23 protein-coding genes are annotated in these 22690 nt (G+C 40.2%); 16 read left to right on the top strand and 7 right to left on the bottom strand.

Annotated elements, in window-relative coordinates; genetic code table 11:
• Positions 1 to 6: 6 nt before the first annotated feature.
• Together M472_RS35020 and M472_RS45780 are read right to left on the bottom strand one after the other, a co-directional pair.
• Positions 7 to 858 (bottom strand): helix-turn-helix transcriptional regulator, encoded by an 852-nt coding sequence (locus tag M472_RS35020; protein WP_235049509.1) that lies wholly within the window; start codon positions 856 to 858, stop codon positions 7 to 9.
• Entirely contained in the window at positions 858 to 1034 is a 177-nt protein-coding gene (locus tag M472_RS45780; protein WP_235049508.1) for a hypothetical protein, read from the bottom strand. The genes M472_RS35020 and M472_RS45780 overlap by 1 nt, the downstream gene beginning before the upstream one ends.
• 853 nt (positions 1035 to 1887) lie before the next feature.
• On the opposite strand from M472_RS45780, the gene M472_RS35015 reads away from it, so the two are divergent.
• The 3 genes from M472_RS35015 to M472_RS35010 all read left to right on the top strand — a co-directional run bounded on the left by M472_RS35015 (position 1888) and on the right by M472_RS35010 (position 4466).
• Complete coding sequence (locus tag M472_RS35015; RefSeq protein ID WP_031301752.1) at positions 1888 to 2982, top strand: slipin family protein; 1095 nt, start codon at positions 1888 to 1890, stop codon at positions 2980 to 2982.
• Between the two features lie 62 nt (positions 2983 to 3044).
• The gene (locus M472_RS45985) at positions 3045 to 3473 is read left to right on the top strand and encodes an RtcB family protein (protein WP_021070611.1); all 429 of its coding nucleotides are present in this window, start codon (positions 3045 to 3047) and stop codon (positions 3471 to 3473) included.
• Positions 3474 to 3497: 24 nt separating this feature from the next.
• Complete coding sequence (locus M472_RS35010; protein ID WP_021070610.1) at positions 3498 to 4466, top strand: RtcB family protein; 969 nt, start codon at positions 3498 to 3500, stop codon at positions 4464 to 4466.
• Between the two features lie 79 nt (positions 4467 to 4545).
• Here the strand turns inward: M472_RS35010 and M472_RS35005 are convergent, their stop codons facing one another.
• The 3 genes from M472_RS35005 to M472_RS35000 are packed head-to-tail and all read right to left on the bottom strand — an operon-like array spanning position 4546 to position 8251.
• Positions 4546 to 5565 (bottom strand): hypothetical protein, encoded by a 1020-nt coding sequence (locus M472_RS35005; protein WP_021070609.1) that lies wholly within the window; start codon positions 5563 to 5565, stop codon positions 4546 to 4548.
• 27 nt (positions 5566 to 5592) lie between these two features.
• Positions 5593 to 5850: a hypothetical protein gene (locus M472_RS45770; RefSeq protein ID WP_021070608.1), complete on the bottom strand. Its 258-nt coding sequence runs from the start codon at positions 5848 to 5850 to the stop codon at positions 5593 to 5595.
• Positions 5851 to 5854: 4 nt separating this feature from the next.
• Positions 5855 to 8251 (bottom strand): TonB-dependent receptor, encoded by a 2397-nt coding sequence (locus tag M472_RS35000; RefSeq protein ID WP_021070607.1) that lies wholly within the window; start codon positions 8249 to 8251, stop codon positions 5855 to 5857.
• 230 nt (positions 8252 to 8481) lie between these two features.
• On the opposite strand from M472_RS35000, the gene M472_RS34995 reads away from it, so the two are divergent.
• Positions 8482 to 8937: a hypothetical protein gene (locus M472_RS34995; protein WP_021070606.1), complete on the top strand. Its 456-nt coding sequence runs from the start codon at positions 8482 to 8484 to the stop codon at positions 8935 to 8937.
• A gap of 98 nt (positions 8938 to 9035) precedes the next feature.
• Here the strand turns inward: M472_RS34995 and M472_RS34990 are convergent, their stop codons facing one another.
• The gene (locus tag M472_RS34990; RefSeq protein ID WP_021070605.1) at positions 9036 to 9431 is read right to left on the bottom strand and encodes a hypothetical protein; all 396 of its coding nucleotides are present in this window, start codon (positions 9429 to 9431) and stop codon (positions 9036 to 9038) included.
• 243 nt (positions 9432 to 9674) lie between these two features.
• Between M472_RS34990 and M472_RS34985 the strand changes: the two genes are divergently transcribed.
• Positions 9675 to 11732 carry a sensor histidine kinase gene (locus tag M472_RS34985; protein WP_081643177.1) on the top strand — a complete coding sequence of 686 codons (2058 nt, stop codon included), beginning with the start codon at positions 9675 to 9677 and terminating at the stop codon, positions 11730 to 11732.
• A 46-nt stretch (positions 11733 to 11778) separates the two neighbouring features.
• Here the strand turns inward: M472_RS34985 and M472_RS34980 are convergent, their stop codons facing one another.
• Positions 11779 to 12165 carry a DUF5856 family protein gene (locus M472_RS34980; RefSeq protein ID WP_021070603.1) on the bottom strand — a complete coding sequence of 129 codons (387 nt, stop codon included), beginning with the start codon at positions 12163 to 12165 and terminating at the stop codon, positions 11779 to 11781.
• A gap of 188 nt (positions 12166 to 12353) precedes the next feature.
• Between M472_RS34980 and M472_RS0122820 the strand changes: the two genes are divergently transcribed.
• The 11 genes from M472_RS0122820 (at position 12354) to pstB (ending at position 22657) form a co-directional block, all read left to right on the top strand.
• The gene (locus tag M472_RS0122820) at positions 12354 to 13523 is read left to right on the top strand and encodes an alpha/beta hydrolase (protein ID WP_021070602.1); all 1170 of its coding nucleotides are present in this window, start codon (positions 12354 to 12356) and stop codon (positions 13521 to 13523) included.
• A complete protein-coding gene (locus M472_RS34975; RefSeq protein ID WP_021070601.1) occupies positions 13510 to 14556 on the top strand; it encodes a YncE family protein in 1047 nt (348 codons plus the stop codon). Before M472_RS0122820 ends, M472_RS34975 begins: the two co-directional genes overlap by 14 nt.
• 121 nt (positions 14557 to 14677) lie before the next feature.
• Complete coding sequence (locus tag M472_RS34970; RefSeq protein WP_022829359.1) at positions 14678 to 15640, top strand: ABC transporter permease; 963 nt, start codon at positions 14678 to 14680, stop codon at positions 15638 to 15640.
• Positions 15640 to 16593: an iron chelate uptake ABC transporter family permease subunit gene (locus M472_RS34965; protein WP_021070599.1), complete on the top strand. Its 954-nt coding sequence runs from the start codon at positions 15640 to 15642 to the stop codon at positions 16591 to 16593. Before M472_RS34970 ends, M472_RS34965 begins: the two co-directional genes overlap by 1 nt.
• Positions 16566 to 17348 carry an iron ABC transporter ATP-binding protein gene (locus tag M472_RS34960; RefSeq protein WP_021070598.1) on the top strand — a complete coding sequence of 261 codons (783 nt, stop codon included), beginning with the start codon at positions 16566 to 16568 and terminating at the stop codon, positions 17346 to 17348. Before M472_RS34965 ends, M472_RS34960 begins: the two co-directional genes overlap by 28 nt.
• On the top strand, positions 17345 to 18310 hold the full coding sequence (locus M472_RS34955) for a siderophore ABC transporter substrate-binding protein (RefSeq protein WP_021070597.1): 966 nt from the start codon (positions 17345 to 17347) through the stop codon (positions 18308 to 18310). Before M472_RS34960 ends, M472_RS34955 begins: the two co-directional genes overlap by 4 nt.
• Positions 18311 to 18314: 4 nt before the next feature.
• Positions 18315 to 19127, top strand: a complete 813-nt coding sequence (locus tag M472_RS34950; protein ID WP_021070596.1) for a siderophore-interacting protein — start codon at positions 18315 to 18317, stop codon at positions 19125 to 19127.
• 162 nt (positions 19128 to 19289) lie between these two features.
• Positions 19290 to 20147, top strand: a complete 858-nt coding sequence (locus M472_RS34945; RefSeq protein WP_021070595.1) for a substrate-binding domain-containing protein — start codon at positions 19290 to 19292, stop codon at positions 20145 to 20147.
• 36 nt (positions 20148 to 20183) lie between these two features.
• Positions 20184 to 21074, top strand: a complete 891-nt coding sequence (gene pstC / locus M472_RS34940) for a phosphate ABC transporter permease subunit PstC (RefSeq protein ID WP_021070594.1) — start codon at positions 20184 to 20186, stop codon at positions 21072 to 21074.
• Entirely contained in the window at positions 21064 to 21921 is an 858-nt protein-coding gene (gene pstA, locus M472_RS34935; protein WP_021070593.1) for a phosphate ABC transporter permease PstA, read from the top strand. Before pstC ends, pstA begins: the two co-directional genes overlap by 11 nt.
• On the top strand, positions 21911 to 22657 hold the full coding sequence (gene pstB, locus M472_RS34930) for a phosphate ABC transporter ATP-binding protein PstB (protein WP_021070592.1): 747 nt from the start codon (positions 21911 to 21913) through the stop codon (positions 22655 to 22657). The genes pstA and pstB overlap by 11 nt, the downstream gene beginning before the upstream one ends.
• Positions 22658 to 22690 lie beyond the last annotated feature (33 nt).

Raw genomic sequence — 22690 nt, 5'->3', positions numbered from 1 at the left:
CTAGCTTTAGGTATTTTGCTTTTCTATATACTGTTGTAACATCTTACGTGTTCTGCGTTTGATGCGATCTACTAAGGTTTTTGGTGCTAACACTTTCACCGATTCTCCAAAACCTAATATTTCGCGTTCCAGTTCGAAATTCAATACCACATCGAGGCGAATTAATACGGTACCATCGGCTTCGGTCTTCAGGAGTTGTTGAGATGGGTGTATGGGTTTGGTTGTGACATAGGGCGCATTTTTGGAATCGACCTGTAATATGACACGATGCCCTCTGTCTTTTTCTGATTTTGTGACACCGATAGTGTCTGCATAATAGCGTTCGAAATCTATACCACTGTAGGGGACGTATCCCGATTTTTCCATTTCATTCAGATCTTCTATACGATCTAGCGCTAGTGTAATCAGTGTTTTTCCTTTTTTGGGTTGACAGATGACAAACCACCTGTTTCGGTATTCTTTGAGTAGATAGGGATAATATACGGTTTCTTGTTCGGTTTTTGACTTAAACGATTTATAACTTATGAGTAGAGGGATCTGCTCTCGTATCGCCTTATGTATGGGCGTAATCCAATTCAATCCTTTTAATCGATTGTTGCTCTCCAGTTGTATATGCGAAGCGGATTTGTCGGTCTGCTTGGACAGGCTGTTTTCTAAACGCACAATCATATCACTCATTTCTTCAAAATAGGAGAAACCATTAAGGTGCTTTAGAATGTCAACAGCATCTTTCATCTTAGATATATCACGGTCAGAGAGAGGCGAATTGCTGATGGAATAGTGGGGGGCGTCGTAGGTGTAGAACTTACGGTTGAGAACGACAATGGGCGCATTATAGCCCAGTTTATTACTTCGCATTAATTGTATGTCTCCCTGTACGTTCTTTTGCTTACTCCACTATGGATACCTTCAAATTCATAAAGTCCGTCAGAAACCCGTTCTATTAAGTCTTCTAGTGTCCATTTGCGGTGGGTCTGCCGAAGACAGCTGTCAATGATTTTGTATCGGATGAGCGCGAGTTTATTCGTTGCCATGTGTGAGGTAAGAAAAATATGTACAGTGTAAATATAGGGTATTTATTTTACTACGCATTCTATTTGCGTAATATCATTTTTTTATTCTTTTGTTGTTTTTATTCTAGGTGATAAACAGGGTTTTAGTTTTTTTTTTGTATTCTTTTTTTTAATACGCATAACCGTTGCGTAGTGATGGGCGCACCTTTGTAATGTCGGTAACGACAATTGTTCTTTGATTAAAAATAGCGTCAAGCTTTAAGATAGGTGCATAATGCACAAAGAAGCCTTTAATATCGTGTAGGCTGCCCTGGTCTCCTGTTTCTGCATAGCAGGATAGTGTTGGTTCAATAGAATACAATATGCTGGCAAAGTATACGGTTTAGAGGAAATGAGTTGCGCGGTGCGCAACTACAGCGTTGTATGTCGCAGGTTCGAATCCTGCTTCCGACTCGTCGGGATAGTTCAGTCTGGTAGAACAACAACTCATCAAACGTGGGTTCGAATCCCACTTCTACGCAAGTAGAATAGCATAGTGGCCGAATGCACAGAATTTAGGAATTCTGCTTTGATTAAGTTTAGACTTTCTTTCAAAAAGTCTTCATTAGAGCTTTTCGTCTTTTGTTCGGTCGTATTTGTTTTTTAGAAAGTCTGAGTCGGTATTACTGATTCTTGCTGGAATAAAAGATGGATAGGACAATCGCAACCATACTCTGCAATTCAGAACAGGCATTTTTGCACCGTGATCATAGGAATATTTTTATAACCTATGGGAATGGAAATAAAATGCTCCTTTTGGATTCCGTTTGGGAACGATGGACAGAACACGAAAAGCTTGTTAAGTAATTTAAAAACAGCATTAAAAAGAAATATCATGAAAAGAGTAACAGTAAATGTAAATCAGGTAGGTATAGTTGTTAAGCATAACTTGGCAGTGCGTGTGCTGACACAAGGAAAGTATTGGTTAGGTTTTGGCGAAAAATTGGAATGCTATGATCTGTCTAAGCCATTTCATACCGTTCATGACATCGATGTGTTGCTACAGATCGACGGTTTCGCGGCTGTGGTCGAAGTAGTCGATATCGCTGACGACGAATTGGCGCTGGTTTTTGTGAATAATAATTTTAATAAAGTACTTGCGGCGGGGCGGCATGTGTTCTGGAAGGGATTGCAATCCTACCGTATACAGATTGAAAATATTTCAGATATTGCTATTTCGGATACGGTATCACGTCAACTTTTGGAAAAGCAAACATTGGCTTACTATGTGCGTCAATATAAGGTCGAAGCGTGCGAAAAAGGTGTATTGTTTGTCGATGGAGTTTTTGTAAAGCTTCTGGAAGCTGGTACTTACTATTGGTGGAAGAATGCGAGAAGTATTGCTGTGAGTAAGGTAGATGTACGTGTGACTACCCTAGAGATTACGGGACAAGAAATTCTGACGAAGGATAAAGCACAGCTAAGAATTAATTTCTCGGTACAATACTGGGTTAATTCGATCGAGCGGGCTTTGGTGGAAAATAAGGATTTTGAAAAACAATTGTATTCGTCGATGCAGTTGGTATTACGTCGCTATATTGGACAGATGACGTTGGATGAATTAATGGAAAATAAAGTAGAAATTTCCAAATATGTGATTGAAGCTACAGCAGATGAAGCTGATGGTCTGGGGGTACGGTTATTGACGGGGGGGCTTAAGGATATTATCTTGCCAGGTGATGTGCGAGAGATCATGAACCAGGTATTGATTGCAGAGAAGCGGGCACAGGCTAATATTATTATGCGTCGAGAGGAAACAGCTTCTACAAGAAGCTTGTTGAATACAGCCAAGTTAATGGAGGAGAATACGATGTTGTTCAAGTTGAAGGAGATGGAGTATGTGGAGAAGATCGCGGAGAAGATCAACAGTATCTCGGTATCTGGAAATGGGCAGATTGTCGATCAATTAAAACAGTTGTTCGTTAAGTAGGGGCGCTGTAGGAAAAAATAGAAGTAAATTTTAAAGTAACACTTGTATAATTTTAACAGGAAATGGAAAATAAGAGAATCAATGGTAATGATTTACTAGCGATAGGTTATAAAGAGAATCATGCGATGGGGGTCGCACTGAAGATTAATAAGAGGCGATTAGGTTTTACGCGTGAACAGATGTTAGCCAATTTTAAAGCGGTATTAACGGATCCAAACGAATTTTTGACGGACGAAGTATTCAAGCCATTGGCTGAAGTGTTATTACTACAGGATAGTATCATGGACGAATGTATTCCCTTACGTGATGAATCCTTAGCCTATAGGGTGTTTGGAGAAGAACATATTGAGGCAGGAGCAAGAAAACAGATGGATATAGCCATGCGATTGCCTGTTACTGTTACGGGAGCGCTTATGCCGGATGCTCATCAGGGGTATGGCCTACCTATCGGGGGTGTGTTGGCTACTGATAATGCAGTGATACCATATTGAGTAGGGGTAGATATCGGTTGCCGTATGGCTTTATCTGTATTTGATATCCCGGCGACTTATATTGAGGAATATAAAGATAGATTGGAGGAATTGATTATGAAGCACACGCGTTTTGGAGCTGGTAACGGATATCTGAAGCACGAGCGTGTAGATCATAGTGTCTTAGATAGTTCTGTTTTTGAGTCCAATGCTTTTGTTCGGGCCTTGAAAGATAAGGCTTGGACGCAATTAGGTTCTTCGGGCGGGGGGAATCACTTCGTTGAATTTGGGGTAATGGAGTTTGCAGATTCAGATCCAGCTTTAGGGGTAGAAAAAGGGAAATATCTAGCGCTGTTGACACATTCGGGATCGCGTGGATTAGGTGCGACTATTGCAGGGCATTATACAAAGCTAGCAAAGCAATTGTGTAAGCTTCCTTATCAGGCAGAGAATCTGGCTTATCTTGATTTGAATTCGGCGGAGGGACAAGAATACTGGTTGGCGATGAACCTGGCAGGAGATTATGCTTCTGCCTGTCATGAGGTAATCCATGATAAAATTAGACGTGCGTTGGGAGCCGCTCTTTTGACGAAGATTGAGAACCACCATAATTTTGCTTGGAAAGAACAGTATAACGGGGCAGAAGTAATTGTACATCGTAAAGGGGCAACGCCAGCAGGTAAAGGGGTAATGGGAATTATTCCAGGATCTATGGCTACTCCAGGTTTTTTAGTGCGTGGTAAGGGGGAGGTGACTGCTGTTAACTCAGCTTCTCATGGTGCCGGACGATTGATGAGCCGTACACAGGCTATTAAGACGTTGTCTGCAGTGGAATTGAAGATGATGCTTGCTGATAATGGGGTACGCTTGTTGGGAGCGGGAATGGATGAAGCACCAATGGCATACAAAGATATCCATACGGTAATGGCCGCTCAAACTGGATTGGTGGATGAGGTAGCTACTTTTTTACCTAAGATTGTTCGTATGGCAGACGATGGTTCTCGAGAAGATTAGTGTGGTCGATATACGTTACGAAATAAGGGCTGCAACTTGTTGCAGCCCTTATTCCTGAAAAAAAGATATGGATGTAAAATTATTTGACCTGTATTTTGACAAAGCCTGTCAGCGTTCCTCCTTCTTTTACTTCGAACGATTTCGTAGCGGTATTGGTAGCGTAGTTATACTCGTAGTACGCATTTGCTCCTGAAGAAACAGCACCTCTTAATAATACTTTATTATCAACCTCTACCACAGCTAGGGCCGCACCAGGATTGATTCCAGTAGGTATACCTTCAATCTCTTTAAAGGATTTTTTAGTGACATCTACGACGTGGAATTTCCAGATGTCTTTGCTGTTGATGTTTCCGGTGGGGCCGCCTTCTAACTTTTCAGTATTTAAAACGACGATCAATTGACCGTTTTTAGCATATACGCCTACAAACTTACCATTGTCCTCAGGTCTGAAATCAGAAAAGTGAAGTGTCCAGTCCTTGTCAATATCGGTTTCGTTGGCTTTTATACGGACTATTTTGGATTTTCCTCCAAGTCCCTGTGCATGCGTTCCCTGCGTTACGATATAAAGGTCCCCATTGGTGTCAAAATCGTACATCGGATTATCGTTAATATAGGCAATACCTCCTGTATTTTCTATTTTTATGGTTTTTTCGTGTTTGCCCGTAGCTATATCTATGACCGCTATGTAGACGTCAGGAAAATAGTCGTCAAAAAATCCAGCTTGAGTCGTATTCAGTTTGCCATAGGTGATGTTCGCAAATAACTTGCCTCCTTTTATGGCAAGAAACTTTTGGCCTATGGATTTGAATTTGATAGCTGCGGCATCACCTTCTTTAATGTTTGCATTCACCACTTGAACAAGGTCTATGGAACCTGTGTTTCTCATCTCAGCAGGGCTGAATTTTTGGATATTCAGAGGTTCTGCGGCGTCCCAATAAAAACCGGATGTTTCATTTTGTATTACAAAATTTCCGGTTCCATTATATTTAGCGGCTTCGGTTTGGTTTTTGGAAGAAATGAATTTCCCTACAGTAACTTTTCCGTTAGGAGCAATTTCAATTTTTTCGATACCTTGAGCGGCATCACTGCTACGCACCATTTTAAAGATCCAGTTGCCATAGGGTCTCTAGCCTGCCATACCTTTGACGCCTTGTAGAGTCTTTTCTCCTGTAACATTGGAGATTGTCCCGCTCGGGTATTGATCAAATGCCGATATGTAGCCGCCACCATTGGGTTGGTTGCGATCACTGACCGTCATTACGACGTATTTAGATTGCGATTGTTCTTCAGGGTCGGGATCAGAAGTTTTGTCGCTTTTACAGGCTCCAAAAAATAGAGTCGTTGACAATAGTCCTAATACAAAATTAAAACCGATCTTATTCATGATATTAACTTTTAAATGATTTTATGTAATAATTTATTTTGACATGCACACTTCGTCCAGGTCGCTGTATTTTATAGTAATCGTATAATTTAGCATCCATAAGATTTTTGACTTCGGCACTCAGTGACCATTTTGATGAAGGGAAGACGTAATTGAAGCCGACATTCATTAAACTCTGATCAGGAACTAAGTCTTTTGTGTCGACTTTGGAGCTACCTGTGAGCCCCAAAAAACCATCCGCTTCTTTGTCTTTCGGAATATGGACTAGATAAAACTCACGGATGAAGTTATAATGGATATAAGGTTTGATTGCATCATTTTTTGCAAATACATTTTGGAAATTAGCCTTCAAGCCAATATTGCTAAAAAAATAAGGGGTATTGGTAACACGAGTACCCTCGATCCATTTATACAATGGTACACCGATGTCAACCATACGGAGATCCTGCCAGGTTGCATTTCCCGTAATTTCAAAATGTTTAAACAACCTATAGGACAGGTCTATATCAAAACCATAGCCTTGTATGCTGTCTAGATTCTTGTACTGTGAGAATGGCGTCTGTATAGGTGTCAAGAGTATCATCCCTTTGGTGCGGCGGTAGAAGGTTCCTACTTCTGTCGCAAAGTTTTCTGTAGCGTAGCGATAACCTAAGTTGGCATTAAAACTCCGCTCTGGTTTGAGGTCAAAATTAGGAGCTCTGGTATCATTATCCCCAAACAATTCCTCTTGGAGGGGGAGGCGATTGGTAAGCTCGACAGAAGCTCTTAGGAAGCTCCTATTATTGATCTGATATTTGACTGCATTTCCAAATCCCCAACTCTGATCAGATACTGACTTATACTTATTTAAGTCAGTGTCGTTGCTTAGAAATGCATTGATTCCCTTTGATGTAAAAGAAAAATGTTTAATAAACAGTTGGTTTGTTAGTCTTTTGTTAAACCAATTGGATTCCCAAGATAAACCTAGTATTGATTTTTGATAGGTCGCCTCTTTGCTCAATACATCTATATCAGTTCCCGTGAAGCGGAACCCTAGGGGATCACTTCCCTGACGTGTATTACGATTGAGTATAAAGTTGGTATGAATCTGATGTTGCGGGGTGATATGGAAAGATAGTGCCGTTCTACTAATTATATTTTTATAATCTATGCTCGCTAAAGAAGGGTTTGGACTTTCTCCAACGGAGGTTCCTGGCGTAAATTTTCCATACCAGTCAAAAGTGCCTTTTACGGTGTCGGTTCTGTGGCGATTGGTGCTACTGTAGGAAACAAATTGGTCTAAGTCGATGCGGTCATCCCAAAAGGATTTTTTATAACGGATAGAAGGGACGATCCCTTTGTTGTTGAGTTTGATTGCGCCATAGGGATTCGTCATTAATGCGGGATGCTGGGATTGTCTGTCTATTTGGTAAAGAGCTATGGACAAGCGTAATTCATCAGCCCATTTTTTGTTTTTAATACCCGCATAAGCTTCTGTAAAATAGTGTTTGTAAGCATTATGGAAGAGTTTTACCCGTGCTGGTTTTAGATTTGCATTCTCGTCTACAGTCTCGATATCAACCTGGTAGTCGTTGTCAGAATAATTAACAAAAGCATCTATGCCAGCAAACCAATTGTTCCGAAACTGTTGCTGTCCCGACAGATTGATTAGGTGGGTGTTAAATGAGCCTACCTCATAAGAAGCCTGAAATGTTTTTTTATGATTTTGGTTGGTCACTAGATTGACAGCTCCTCCCAGAGCATCGCCACCTAGATTTACGGGGACCACTCCTTTATAGATTTCGACATGTTCCAATTGATTGATAGGAACATTGTTGATGCCATAGCCACCACCGAGGTATTCTAATGGGATTCCATCACGGAAATATTGCACTGCATTTCCTTGGAAGCCGTTTATAGATACATCCACTTGATTGCCGACTCCGCCACTTTGTCTAATTCGTATGCCCGGTGCCCTGTTCATGATTTCTGCCAGTGAAGTCGGTTGTTCGGCAGCAGCTTTTGTATCTATTACAATACTCCGTATAGGTTCTTCTCTAAGTTTTTGTATTTGTGTTTTTCCCTGTACCTCAACTTGGTCTATTGTATTTTCCTTAGGGTAGAGTATTATTTCTAGGAAGACTTTCTTAGCGTTATCCATATCTAGGGTATCCATATGAGGGACATATCCGATTGCAGATATTCGAATAATCTGTCTTCCTTTTATTGCTTTTGTGCTGTTGAAGGAACCATCCGAACGTGATAGGATAGTCTGATCAGCTATTTTTATAGTCGCCTCCGCAATAGGACGACCGTCCTGTTGTATAACACGACCTTGTATCCTATCATTTGATTGGGCGAAGAGTAAATTTGTTAAGCAGTATGAAAACAGCAAAAAAGCAAAGCTATAACTATAGCGCATATCTTTTCTAGTAATAAATTGAAAACAGTGCAAATATAAATCTTTATTTAGATTAAATGTAAATAAAGGGGTTGTTATTTAGAATATTTCTATTCTAAGAGGTGGGGGAGAAAATTTGTATGTCTTTGATGGTTTAGGTATTTTAGGAAATAATAGATGTAAAAGTGTATTACTGTTGGGATCTAATAGGGTGAGTAAGGAGGAATTGTTTTTTTTAAAAACTGTTAATTATGCGGATTGGCTTTTTGTTTTCAAAAATTTTACTGGGTGTTTTACTGACTTTGTTTGTGAGTGGTGCCGTTGCGCGCCCTAAGCTTCCTTATTTGGTGGTATCTGATATGGATGTCGACAAAACGTTTGAGCATCTACAATCTTTTTTATTGGAAAAGGATTATTTTATTCAATCTATAGATAGTCGACAAAGGTTTGTACAGATACGATTTATTTTGAAACCGAAAGCTTGGACAAAGCTGGACCGGCGCTATACCGTCAATTTTTTTGTTCAAGTCAACGACGAAAAGAATAGTAAAATCAGGTTACAGATTAATAGGGAAGTTTTGCAATCAACAGGTAGAGCAAATGACAATTGGAGTTATTATTATAGGGATGAAGGGATGCTTAAAGCGGATGATAAACTCTACGACGAACTGATTATAGAACTCAAGCAGTACTATGATTCACTCTAAATTGAGAATTGTTTTATTCTATACCTTGTGAAAGGTATCTAGCGATGATTGCTAAAAGAATGCCTGCTGTATGTCCCGGGACTGGCATGATCTCCCTCCTAAAAATCAAAAGTTACGTAGTTTACTCCTGTTTGTTCCGTCAGGGTGAATGTAGCTAAGGCGATATAGGCCTGAGCTCCTGTGGATCCCATTTGCTGGGTCAGTACTTCGGGGTGTTCTATTTTCACTTTTATTGTATCTGCTCCTTGTCTTACAAGAGTTAAGGTGACTTTTCCTTGGTATGTTTTATTGATTATGTTTATAGCTTCTGTTGCGGTAAGGGTATTACTGCGATTGGAGTCAAGTCGAATTAAAGTATCAGCATTGTAATCATAGCTCCATATGGGGGAATCATCGACAGGGAGGCTATCCGTATTTGAATAGGACTCATTTTTTTGTTCTGATTTTCGGTCTGAAGTGTTTTGATTAGGATTGTTACAAGCTAAAAATAACATACATGACAGTATGTAAGCTATTTTTGATAAAGCGGGATATTGCATGATTATTTTTTTGATAGTTACTCGTCATTAATAACGAGGTAAGCATACTTAAAGGTATATAAAAATAAAATGAATTTACTTTTTATAAGGTTTGCGAAAAAGTTGTTACTGCAAAAATAAAAAATTTCGTGTATATTGTTGTGCAGACATTGTGTCGCATAAGGATAGATGTGTGTGTGCTTTTAAACCAATCTTTTTATGGGAATGATATTATCCGATGCCGTACTTCTTGATATTTTGAGCTATTCCTCTTCTGAAGCTGTTGCTGTCTACGACAATGATGATCTACGAGTTCGATTTGTTAATAAAAAGATGTTGTCTTATTGGGGAAGGAAGGAGTCTTCTGTAGGATGGGTTTTAGACGTTGAAAACGAGGTTGTTATCAGTGCGTCGTTTGTTCGGAAGGCCAAGGAGGTCTGGAGAACAGGATTGCCTTTTATTGGCAATGATATGCCTATGGAGCTTTATCTAGGTGGGAAAGTGGAAACCTGCTATTTTGATATGGAATTAAGGCCATTCTTGGATGCAGCAGGTAATACTTATGCATTGTTGCACTGTGGTACGATAAGTGCCGCGGTGAAAAGGGAAGGGAAGGACAATGGCGAGATCGAGAAGCGGGTTTTAGAAGATCTTTTCGATACCACGACAGATGTAGCTCGACTGACTCAAGCTAATATTGAGACTATTAGGTCTTTGTTTGCTAACTATGAGGATGAAGTTCAACTGAAAGAAATGGCTAAATCCATTTTGTCGAGAATAATCGTGCGTGAAGAGCAGCTGGATATGGCGTTAAAGGCGGCTAATTTTGGCACTTGGACTTTATATTTTGATAGCAATAGGTTGCATTGGGATGAGATTACACAATCGCTTCTTGGCTTTGAAGGTGTAGAAAGTTTGGATGTGTCTGTCGCTATGGAGGCTGTAGTCCCAAATGATCGAAAGTCTATTGCAGATATTATTGAAAATGCAAAACGTCCGGGCAACGGAGGGGAATATGAGATTTTATTTCGTGTGAATAAGGTGAAAGCTAGCCCTATGCGGTGGATCAACAGTAAGGGGAAAGTGTTCTTTGATCAAAATGGAATTCCTTTGTGGCTGATAGGTGTATCTCGGGATGTGACGGATAGTATGCTCCAACAGGAGCAAATTACAACCTATCATCATATAATCGCTCAGAAGGAAAAAGAACTTCGTATGGTGATTGATGCGGCGGGAATAGGTACATTCAGCATTTCTAAAAACATGGATGAGATTTGGTTCAATGAACATGCCCAAAAGCAATTTGGATTTGAATTGGGATCTTCTTTAGGTTTTAAACAATTTCTGTCCTGCTTTTCGGATAAATACCGTAAACCGTTGCATGAAGCATTTTTTCAACTGGTTTCGAATAATGTACCTATGGATATGCTGTGTGAGATTGAAAATGTGGAAACTAAGGCTGGTATATGGATACGGCTTGTGGCTATACAGTATCTTGATGCAAAACAGACCTATATACAGGGGATTCTGATTGATTTGACACAGGCGAAAGAAGAGATGCAACGTAAGCTGGACTTTATTAGTATTGCTAGTCATGAACTTAAAACTCCGTTGACAACTATTTTAACATTTTTACAGCTCTTGTCGAAACGATACCATCAATTTGAGGAATCAAAGAAAATTGAGATGCTGGGCCAGGCGTTGGATCAGGGAGGGCGTATGAAAAATCTTATTGAGGGCTTTTTGAATGTCTCCAAACTTCAGAACGGACAATTGGAACTGGATAAATCTGTATTTAATTTTTGTGATCTAATGGAAAAGATTAAGGCGATGTATGAGGTTATTCAACCTAATAATAAGCTTTATTTTAATACCTCCAGCTGTTTTCTGGTGAATGCCGATATGCACAAAGTGGAGGGAGTAATTCTTAATTTTATCAATAATGCGATCAAGTATACTCCTGTGGAGAGTTCGGTGTATGTGACCACATTTATTGAAGGAGCACAGTGTGGTATTACTGTAACGGATCAGGGGTTAGGTATACCTATTAAGGACCAACCTTATATATTTGATAAGTTTTATCGAGTGAATCAAAAAAGAGGGGAACGGATTCAGGGTTTTGGGATTGGCTTATATATATCTGCAGAAATCGTCAAACAGCATGGTGGACAAATTGGCCTTAGAAGTACCTACGGCAAAGGTGCTGAATTCTGGTTTTCACTGCCTGTGCACCGCGTAATAGACAAAATATCGTATGATGTGGGAGATGTAAACTAAAATAGAAAAAAAGGGAGCTTCGGTGGTTTTGTGAAGCTCCCTTTTTTTATTCCAACCGTTTTAGACGGAATAACAACTGCTGAATGGTTTCTTGAGCATCATCTATTATGGATTGGGAGAAGGTTTCTGGAAACAGAGATTCTCTCGTGCTCTCAATACGTGCATAATATTGCTCGATGTGCTTAATATGATCTGTTGGACGCTTGGTTTCTGGTATGATTATATCCAGTGTTCCCTTTAAAGCAAATGTGGTTTCCACCAATCTATCTGTAATATCTATAAGAGAATCAATAGCCTGGTCTAGGGATATATGTGTTTCATAGCTCCCTTTGCCGGTAATCGACCAATGGATTAATTTTAGCGAATTGCGGAATGCAACTAGTTCTGCTAGGAAATTAGCTACTTCTTTGTTGTTTGATTTTGTACTTGCCATTTTTTACGTGTTTTATACTTAATTGAACTAAAAGATTGTGTACGGAGAACAGGCAAAACTATTTTTTGTTTTTTAAAGGAGAACTATCTTTCTATTATGTCTGTTGTTTTGATAAAAAACCTAGTTATTTAGAATCATTTTAAATATATCTTGCATTTTATTTAGAACTTATCTAAATTAGCAGCACTATGTCTAAGAAGATGCATAAAATATATGTCCATATTGATAATAATTGCTCCAGCTTTATCGGTGAGGCATTGTATCTGGCCGGAACCTTTAATAATTGGTCTCCTAATCATCTTTATGTCGGTGAGATCCCTGAGAAGGGTAAATCTATAACTGTCGTACTCCCTGAAGTACAAGAAGGAGACTTGGAGTTGAAAATGAGTCGGGGCAGTTGGGAAAGTCTTTCTACTTCGGGAGATGGAAGATTAGAAGGAGCTCATATGACAACTGTTGACGCTGAGTCGGAGGTGTTTTTGACGATTGAAAGTTGGCGGGATCTCTTTCCAACGTCTACGGCGAGTAAACAGGTACATGTATTGGCTGAAGATTTTTACTTTCCGAAATTGAACGTTTATAAGAAAGTCTGGATATATCTTCCTCAAAACTATTTAAAGGATGATAGGCACTATCCAGTGATTTATATGCACGACGGACAGCATCTGTTTGATGAGGCGACATCAACAGGAAGGGCTGGACCTATAGAGTGGATGGTAGACGAAACAATAGACGGTGCTATTACGCCTTCTATTGTTGTAGCAGTAGCTCACGATGAAGATTATAAAGTGAGGAAGGAGGAGTATATGGTGCATGCGGGAGAGGAGCTATCGACCGCTAAGGGATGGTGGTATCTTGATGACCTCGTCCATCGCCTCAAGCCTTATGTGGATCGGCAGTATAGAACACTTGTGAACCCTTTAAATACGGCTTTGGTAGGGAGTTCCTTGGGAGGGCTTGTTTCTATCTATGCTGGTCTGAAGTACCCGGAAATCTTTGGCGTCATCGGTGCTTTTTCGCCATCTATATGGATGGATGAGGAGAATCTTTATGCTTATGCCAGTAAGGAGTTGTTTAGTGGAGAGGATAAGTATAGTGGGCAAGAACTGTACTTCTACGTGGGTGGTAGAGAAATAAAGCGACGCGTAGGAGCGAATGAGGTTAATATGGGCGAGGATCTAGGGCGTTATCACCTCTGGTTGGAACAACATTATAAGGGGAAATTAAGTCTGGCTATAAATTCTGAGGGAAAACATGGCGCAATATATTGGCAAAGTGCGTTTCGGAGATTCTATACCCATTGGGAAAATAAAATAAATTCTTTCAAGCATAAAAACATACAATATGAATGTAAGTAAACTAAAACAATTGAATGGCTATCCGTCGAAGACTTTGTTGTTGGTCTCTGGTTTATTGCTGGGTAGTATGACTTCTTCGGCTCAGGAGGTGGAGAAATCTTCACGTGCCGGTACAGGTGTCTATGAAGCTGTAATCAGCAAAAAAGATGGACATATCTACGTTACAGGGGCTGGTTCTAGAACCGCACCAGGCGGAGCTATCTATAAAATAAATCCGAGCAGTCTTGCTATCGTAGATAGTATCAGTCTCAAAGATAATCCTCCATTTGGAATTGGCATTAATAATAAAACCCAGACAGCCTATACTACTAATACGCGAACAAATTCGGTCAGTGCGGTCGATTTGAAGACTGGGAAAGTATTGGCAACGATAGTCAATGGAGCAGATAAATCACATACCCGAGAGGTGTTGGTGGATGAGGTTAATAATATCGTCTATGTGTCTGATGTGGGCGATCCGAGTAGTATATGGGTTATAGATGGTAAGACAAATAAATACCTTCACTCTATAGAGAATCTTGGAAAGACAGCTACGGGTATGAGTTTCTTAAACGGTACAGATAAAATTTTCTTAACTGTCATTGGAGAGAATGCTGTTTATGTAGTGGATACAAAGAGCAAACAAGTCGAAGCTAAGTTTGCTTCAGGCGGAGAAGGTCCAGTAAACATTACAACAGATGGCGAAAGACTATTTGTTGCGAATCAGAAATCGGGTACTGTAACTGTTTTAGATGGACAGGGAACTCTCCTGCAAAGTATTCCAACAGGAGCAGGTGCCATCGGTATTGCTTATGATGGGGTTAAACAACGTATCTATTCTGCAAACCGTCAAACGGGAACTACGACAGTCATTGATGCGAAAACATTAGCTGTATTAGGTGATTTTGAAACAGGTTCTCACCCTAATCATGTGAAAGTGGATCCTGTATCGGGGGCGGCTTTCGTGATCAATAAAGCCAAGGGGGGTAAACCCGTAGAAGGTCAGCCTGCAGTGGTTGATACCAATGGAGATACTATTACAAGATTAAATTAATAATAGGTCTGCTATAATGCCGCAGGGAGCTTCGATAGGTGTCAAAGTTCCCTGCGGCTTGTCTGTTTTTTGTGGTATGAGCTGTAGAATGTAGTGTACTATAGACGTATAATTGAAAGATTTGAGTTTTTTAAAGAATAGTTTTTTTGTCTGGGCCTGTACGTTCATCATATTACTTGTATTGATGTGGTTTTCTCTTTTTACAGGCGTCAAGGATGTACGTTTTTGGGATTTGTTTGGAGACGGGGATAAATTGGTTTTTTTTGTGGTTAGCCGTATCCCACGGACTCTGGCGCTGATTCTTGTAGGCTCAGGCGTCAGTATTGCGGGATTTGTCCTACAGCAATTATCCCAGAATAGATTTGTTTCTCCCACGACTTCGGGAGCTTTGGAGGCCGCGAAGATGGGGATATTGACGGCTTTGATTTTTATACCTAACTCTTCGTTGTTTGTACGGATGTTATTTGCGTTGGGATTCACCTTTTTGACCTCTTTTCTCTTTATATTTTTTGTACATAAAGTTAAATTGAGAAGCACTGTTTTTATTCCATTGATAGGGTTGATGTTTGGTAGTATTTTGAGCGCTGTATCAACCTTTTTTGCGTACAAACACGGAATTGTCCAGAATACACAGGAATGGCTTTTAGGTGATTTTTCATCGGTTATGCAGGGGCAGTATGAAGCGGTATTTTTAGTCTTACCGGCGGTAGCGATTATCTATTTGTATGCAGATAAGATAACTATTGCGGGGATGGGCGAGAGTTTTGCCAAGAGTCTAGGCCTATCGTATGAGGCGATCGTTTATCTGGGCTTATTTGTCGTATCCATGGTGGTTAGTTCGTCGGTCGTTACAGTTGGGGCAATTCCTTTTTTGGGGCTCATTGTTCCGAATGTGGTGAGTATGATTGTTGGGGATAATTTTCGGAGGACACTTCCCTTAATTGCGTATGTGGGTGCTGTTTTTTTATTGATTTGTGATTTAATGGGCAGGCTTATCGTTTATCCTTATGAGGTACCTATAGGGATGATTGTTGGTGTTATCGGCAGTGTTGTGTTCTTGGTTTTGATTTTAAAGCGGAAATAGTGGGAGCAAAGTTTAAGTTTTTGATAATAGTGGCGTTGTTGCTCCTGGTCGGAGGATCTTTTATACTTTATGGTGTAGAGCTGACGAATAGTTATTCGATTGAAAAACGCTCTATTCGTTTGTTGAGCATGCTTGTGGTTGGCATTAGTGTGGCTTGTTCGTCGATTATTTTTCAGACTATTACCGCAAATAGAATTTTAACGCCTTCAATTATGGGGTATGAAGCCGTTTTTATTCTTTTTCAGACATTGATCGTTTTTTTGTACGGTGACAAGGCGTTCAAAGTAATCAGCCAGCAGGAAAACTTTTTTTATGCTATTCTTTTTATGTTAGGTTTTTCCCTGTTGCTGTATTTTCTGCTGTTTGGTAAGAACCGGAGAAGCATGTATTATCTACTGCTTACGGGAATGGTTCTGGGAACGTTGTTTATGACCTTAAGCCAGTTTTTGCATGTGCTGATCGACCCAAACGAATTTTCTATTGTACAGAACTTTATGTTTGTGTCATTTGCTAAGATGAATACCAAACTCTTAAGTGTAGCAGGGATAACGATGCTTGTAGCTTTGATCTATACCGGATGGAATGCAAGATACCTTGATGTAATGGCATTGGGACGGGATCAGGCAATAAGTTTGGGGGTGGACTACGATAAGATGGTTAGGCGTTTTCTATTTGTCATTTCTCTTTTGGTATCTGTTTCTACAGCTTTGGTTGGTCCGATTACGTTTTTAGGGATTTTGGTTACCAATTTGACTTATGAGTTATTCAGGACACGTAAACATCGTTGCATGTTGGTGATATCTAGTTTGGTGGCTTGTCTTACACTGATTCTTGGTCAATTTCTAGTAGAGCATGTTCTACAGTTTTCTACGACGGTCAGTATTATTATAAATTTTATGGGTGGGGTATATTTTATGTATTTATTATGGATAACACGGAAAAGAATAAGTTAGAGTTTGAAACAATAGCTAAATATTATGGCAAAAAAGAGGTGTTGAAAGATGTCTCGGGGAGTATTGCCAATAGGAAAATTACATCGTTAATTGGACCCAACGGAGCGGGTAAAAGTACATTGTTGTCTATTATCAGTCGATTGATAAAGCAGGATGGTGGGACGGTTAGTTTTCTGGGCAAGGAATTGTCCACTTATAAAGGAACAGACCTTGCGAAGAAACTTTCTATACTAAAGCAGTCCAATCATCTGGACTTGAAATTGACCGTGCGAGATCTGGTCTCTTTTGGTCGATTCCCTTATAGTAAGGGGAAATTAAGTGCTTTTGATGAGCAAAAAATCGATGAAGCCATTGCGTTTTCTGATTTAATGAATTTGCAGGATACGTATATCGATGAATTGAGCGGAGGACAGCGACAACGTGCTTTCATTTCGATGATTATTGCTCAAGATACCGATTTTATATTGTTGGATGAGCCTCTTAATAATCTAGATATGAAACACGCAGTACATGTTATGAAGACATTGCGTCGTTTGGTGGATGAACTGGGGAAGACGGTGGTCATTGTGATTCATGAGATCAACTTTGCGGCTCAGTATTCGGATCGGATTGTGGCGCTGAAAGATGGGAATATCTGTTATGATGATGAAACGGCCAAAGTTATCGATCCAGTAGTCCTCAAAGGTATATTTGATATAGAGTTTGATGTTATCGAGAGAAATGATAAAAAGATTTGTAATTATTTTAATCTATGAAGATGAGTATACGTATGATGTTAGGAAACCTAGGTAAGATAACAATGTGTGGTTTGTTGTTTTTAAGTGCGGTTGCCTGTCAATCCAATTCAAGCAACGAGAAATCGGAGGGGGGGGCAGATAGCTTAATCACAGTACATCATAAATATGGCGATATCGCAGTAGCTGTGAAGCCAGAACGGGTCGTGGTATTGGATATCGGTGCATTGGAAACGATGAAGGAGTTGGGCTTGGTTCCAACAGGAGTCCCGAAGAAATTTTTGCCGGATTACCTTTCAGATTATCGTGATAATCCATCTATCACTGATGTGGGGTCCGTTATTGAACCGAATTTTGAGGCCATCTCCGCATTGAAACCAAATTTGATTTTTATATCGACAAGACAGGAACGTTTTTATGATGAACTGAGCGAAATAGCCCCGACGGTCTTTGTCGGAACAGATAATAAAAATTACCTATCCTCTTTTGAGGCGAATGTTCAGATGATTGCTTCTATTTTTTCAGAAGCGGCGTTAGCAACTATTAAGCTTGACTCCTTGAAACATAGGATCGGGACCGCTCAGGCAAAATTTAAGGATGATCCGAATAAAGCGTTGTTCTTGATTTATAACAACGGTAAATTCAGCGCATTCGGTAAAGGTTCTCGATTTGGTTTTATCCACGATGTATTGGGGATAAAGCCTGTCTTGGATCTAGAAGATGAATCGGTACATGGTCAGCGAGTTTCTAATGAGCTTATTGCTGAGGCTAATCCGGACTATCTATTTATTGTAGACCGAAATGCCGCTGTACTGGGGAAGACAGCTAGTCGGGAAGAGGTAGAAAATAAGCTGATTAAAATGACTAATGCCTATAAGAATAAGAAGATGTTCTATCTAGACCCTAATGTTTGGTTTATTTCAGGTGGAGGCTTAACCTCTATCAATTTGATGGTAGATGATATTGTTCAATTAATTCAATAATAGTATGGAAAAGACAGTTATCGCAAGACATATATTTAAGGTAACAGCTAAAGAGTACATTACGCCACATTATATCCGCGTGCGGTTAAAAGCGGATGAGGATACTGATTTTGGGAAATGTACCTTAGGAGCGAATAATAAGATTTTTATTCCACCAACTGGAACGAAGGAAGTTCAATTTGCTACATTCGATAGTGAACGGGGAGAATGGGTAATGCCCGATGAAAATCTAACACCACTGGTACGTACATATACACATCGTGCATTTGATACGGACACTAACGAGGTGACCATTGATTTTGTCAATCATGGAGACAATGGGCCAGCTTCGGCTTGGGCGAGAAATGCCGTAAAATCTGATCAGTTGGGAATAGCAATGAAAGTGAGAGAGACCAAGCATTATACGGAAGCGGATTGGTATTTCCTAATTGGAGATGCAACGGCAATCCCCGTTATCTGTTGTATTTTGGAAAGCCTCCCTGCCGATGCTAAAGGGTATTGTATAGTGGAGGTTCCTAGTGAAGCAGATATCCATCCAGAAGTAAAGCATAAAGGGTTTAAGGTGGAGTGGCTGATTAATGCTCATCCTGAGCAAGGTAGTGCAATTGCAGAACGGGCGAAAGCGGTAGTTTTGCCTACTGAAGGTTCTAGATTTGCTTATGTCGCTTGCGAATACAGCTCTGTACGTTCATTGCGTTCTTATTTTAAAGAAGACCTGGGATGGAGTAATCGCGATTATTACGCATTCTCCTATTGGAAAGCCGGTGTGGCAGAAGACAAGTCTGCCGCTGACCGACAGGAAGAAAAAACGAAGTAATGTTACATAGCCCTCTAACTTTTTAATAGAATGTAGAGGGCTATGTTAACTTATGTGTATTTAATGGGTTTTTTACACAGTTTTAACAAAAAAGCCCCCTCTTAACATGTACTTAATATTGGGTTAAACTTCTCTTTATATTAAAGTGTCACTTTTGTGGCAATGAAGAGAATCAGACCTATTGGTTTAACCTATTTTGGACTCGTGGTACTGACTGTTGTTCACAGTTGTACGTCCAAAGATCATTCCATAAAGATGAAAGGCTCGGATACCGAGGTTAACCTAGCTGTTAATCTAGCCGAGAAATTCACCGCGATTGATCCTAGTTTTAGTATTGCCATATCAGGCGGTGGATCCGGTTTAGGGATTACATCGTTATTGAACGGGCAGGCTGATATTGCCAATTCCTCACGGCCTCTTTCTGAAGAGGAAATAGAACAGTTTAAAAAGAAGGATATTGCACTGAAAACCGTCGTTTTCGCTGAAGATGCTACGGCCTTTATCGTCCACAAGGATTTACCTTTGGAAGAATTGGATCTAGAAACTCTTGCTAAAATTCTAGATGGTACCATTAAGAATTGGAATGAATTGACACCTGTGAATCTTCCTATTAATATCTATGGACGTCAAAGCAGTTCGGGGACTTATTCTTTTGTGAAGAAGAAACTGAAGATTGAGTTTTCGGCGGCTGCAAAGGAAATGACTGGTAATGCACAGATTATTGAAGGGGTAAAGGTAGATAAATCTGGTGTTGGTTACATTGGAGCAGGATATGTAGGGGATGAGCCAGAAACGAAGCAAGGTATTCGATTAATTAAGATAAAGGAAACTCCTACAGCTGTTGCTTATTCTCCCAACGATATCGAAGCAATCAATAACAGTCTGTACTTTTTTCAACGTCCGTTATACCAGTTTGTTGTCGCTAGCTCCTGGGAAAAGGTTCGGCCTTTTATCGAATTTGAGCAAAGTGATAAAGGTAAAGAGATCATAAAGGACCATGGTTATTATATTAAGGATTAGTAGAGATATCTCCATAAAGAAATAATTCATACACAGATGAAGTTTAAAACGCGATTGTCTTTGGATGTAGCATTCAAATATATTTTTAAAATCACAGGACTCCTTGTGTTGGCGGCATTGGGAGGAATATTAGCCATGTTGGTGTACAATTCATTCTCTTTCTTTTTGGATGTGAAGCCACTGGATTTTATTACAGGGTTGGAATGGAACCCGACAGGAAAGACTCCAAAGTATGGTATGTTACCGCTTATTCTCAGTACTACATTGGTCACCTTTGGGGCGATGGTAATCGCTATACCATTGGGGATCGGTACTGCAGCATTTATAGCAGAATATGCTAGTCCTAAATTGAAGAATATCCTGAAACCAGTGATTGAAATGTTGGCTGCGGTTCCCTCTGTAGTAATTGGTTTCCTAGGAATTGTATTGGTCGGTCCCGGGCTGGCAAATGTTGCGAATTTGCCGAATGGCTTGAACGCACTCAATGGAGCTATCTTGCTTGCAGTAATGGCTTTGCCAACTATTATTACGGTTGCGGAAGATGCTATTCATGCTGTCCCTAAGACGTATAAGGAGGCTAGTTATGGTGTCGGAGCTACTAAATGGCAGACCTTATGCCGAGTTGTTATTCCTGCGGCAGCACCGGGTATTATCGCTGCAGTAATGCTAGGAGTAGGGCGTGCTATAGGCGAGACAATGACGGTGTTGATGGCTACGGGAAATGCTTCGTTACTACCTGAGGGAATGTTTGATTCGGTAAAGACGATGACAGCTACGATCGCTATTGAGATGGGGGAAGTACCTTACCAGACCACCCATTATTTTGCACTTTACGCCATTGCTACCGTATTGTTCTTTATGACACTGATAGCGAATTTGGTGGGCGAATTTTTTATTAACCGTTTTAGAAAGTATCATGCAGCGTAGGAAGTTTAATTTTACATCAATCATCGAGTGGGGTACGCTGTTGCTCAGTACGGGATTAGTATGTTTCTTTTTGGTTATTATTCTTTGGGAGATTGTATCTAAAGGTGCGGGGTCCTTATCTTGGGAGTTTATAGCGGAGGTGCCGCGTGAAGGAATGACTAAAGGTGGTATCTTAACCCCTATAATTGGTACGGTATTGTTGACGTTGCTTACCGCTTTGTTTTCTATTCCTTTTGGTGTGTGCTGCGCTATCTACCTGAATGAATATGCAGAGGATAATTGGTTGACGCGTATTATACGTGCTGCCATACGTAATTTGTCGGGAGTTCCTTCTATTATATACGGTTTGTTTGGATTAGCTTTATTTGTACAGGCATTACAGTTTGGTACTTCTATGCTATCGGCAGGCTTGACCTTAGGGCTACTTTCCTTACCTTATATTATTACGACTACGGAGGAGGCTTTGATGCGTATTCCGGCTAGTACGCGCGAAGCAGCCCTTGCTGTAGGAGCTACTAAGTTTGAAACTATAAAAGATGTGGTATTGCCATCGGCTATGTCCGGTATTTTGACCGGTGTTGTTCTTACATTGTCCAGGGCGGCGGGAGAAACAGCACCTATTCTATTTACGGGAGCGGCGTTCTATATCAACGGAGTAGGAGGTGCTATTGATAATGAGTTCATGGCTTTGCCTTATCACCTTTATATGCTTTCTACGCAACATCAGTCCATTGAAGAGGTACGTCCTATCGCTTACGGTACGGCTCTAGTATTAATTATTGTTGTCTTCTTGCTGAATCTGACAGCTTTCTATATACGTTACAAATACAGGAAAAATGAAAACTAAATTATCTGCAGAAAATCTAGAGATAAGTTTCGGAACAAAAGAGGTGTTGAAAAAGATTAACGTTTCTTTTAACGAGCATGAAATCACAGCATTGATAGGTCCATCCGGCTGCGGTAAGAGTACTTTATTGCGTAGTTTTAACCGTATGCACGATCTTTCTCCTGATGCCAAAATTACGGGATCACTTAAATTGGAAAATTTAGACCTCTATGATCGCGCTATTCCTGTTACAGAGATAAGAAAGCGGATAGGTATGGTTTTCCAGAAAGCGAACCCGTTTCCCAAGAGTATATATGAAAATATCGCTTATGGATTGAAGATTAATAACTTGCCTCATGGTAAGGATGTGATTGAAAAAGCACTGAGGGAAGCCTTTTTATGGGATGAGGTGAAGAATGATCTGAAGATGCCTGCTACACGTCTTTCAGGAGGACAGCAACAACGCTTGTGTATTGCTAGGGCTGTAGCTTTGCGTCCGGAGGTTATCTTAATGGACGAACCCTGCTCTGCGCTGGATCCTGTGAGTACATTGAAGATTGAAGAGCTGATTTCTCATCTGAAGGAAAAATATACTATCGTGATCGTAACGCATAATATGCAACAGGCTCAACGGATTGCTGATAAGACCGTCTTTATGTATCTAGGGGAAGTAAAAGAAGAGGGGGAGACCAGTCAGATATTTAATGCCCCTAAGAACGAGATGACATTGAATTATATCAATGGTAACTTTGGTTAAATTGTTTGTTTTAATTCTGTTGCTTCCGTATGA

Source organism: Sphingobacterium paucimobilis HER1398, from assembly GCF_000416985.1.
Lineage (GTDB): Bacteria > Bacteroidota > Bacteroidia > Sphingobacteriales > Sphingobacteriaceae > Sphingobacterium > Sphingobacterium paucimobilis.
This window is presented reverse-complemented; position numbering and strand designations above follow the sequence as displayed.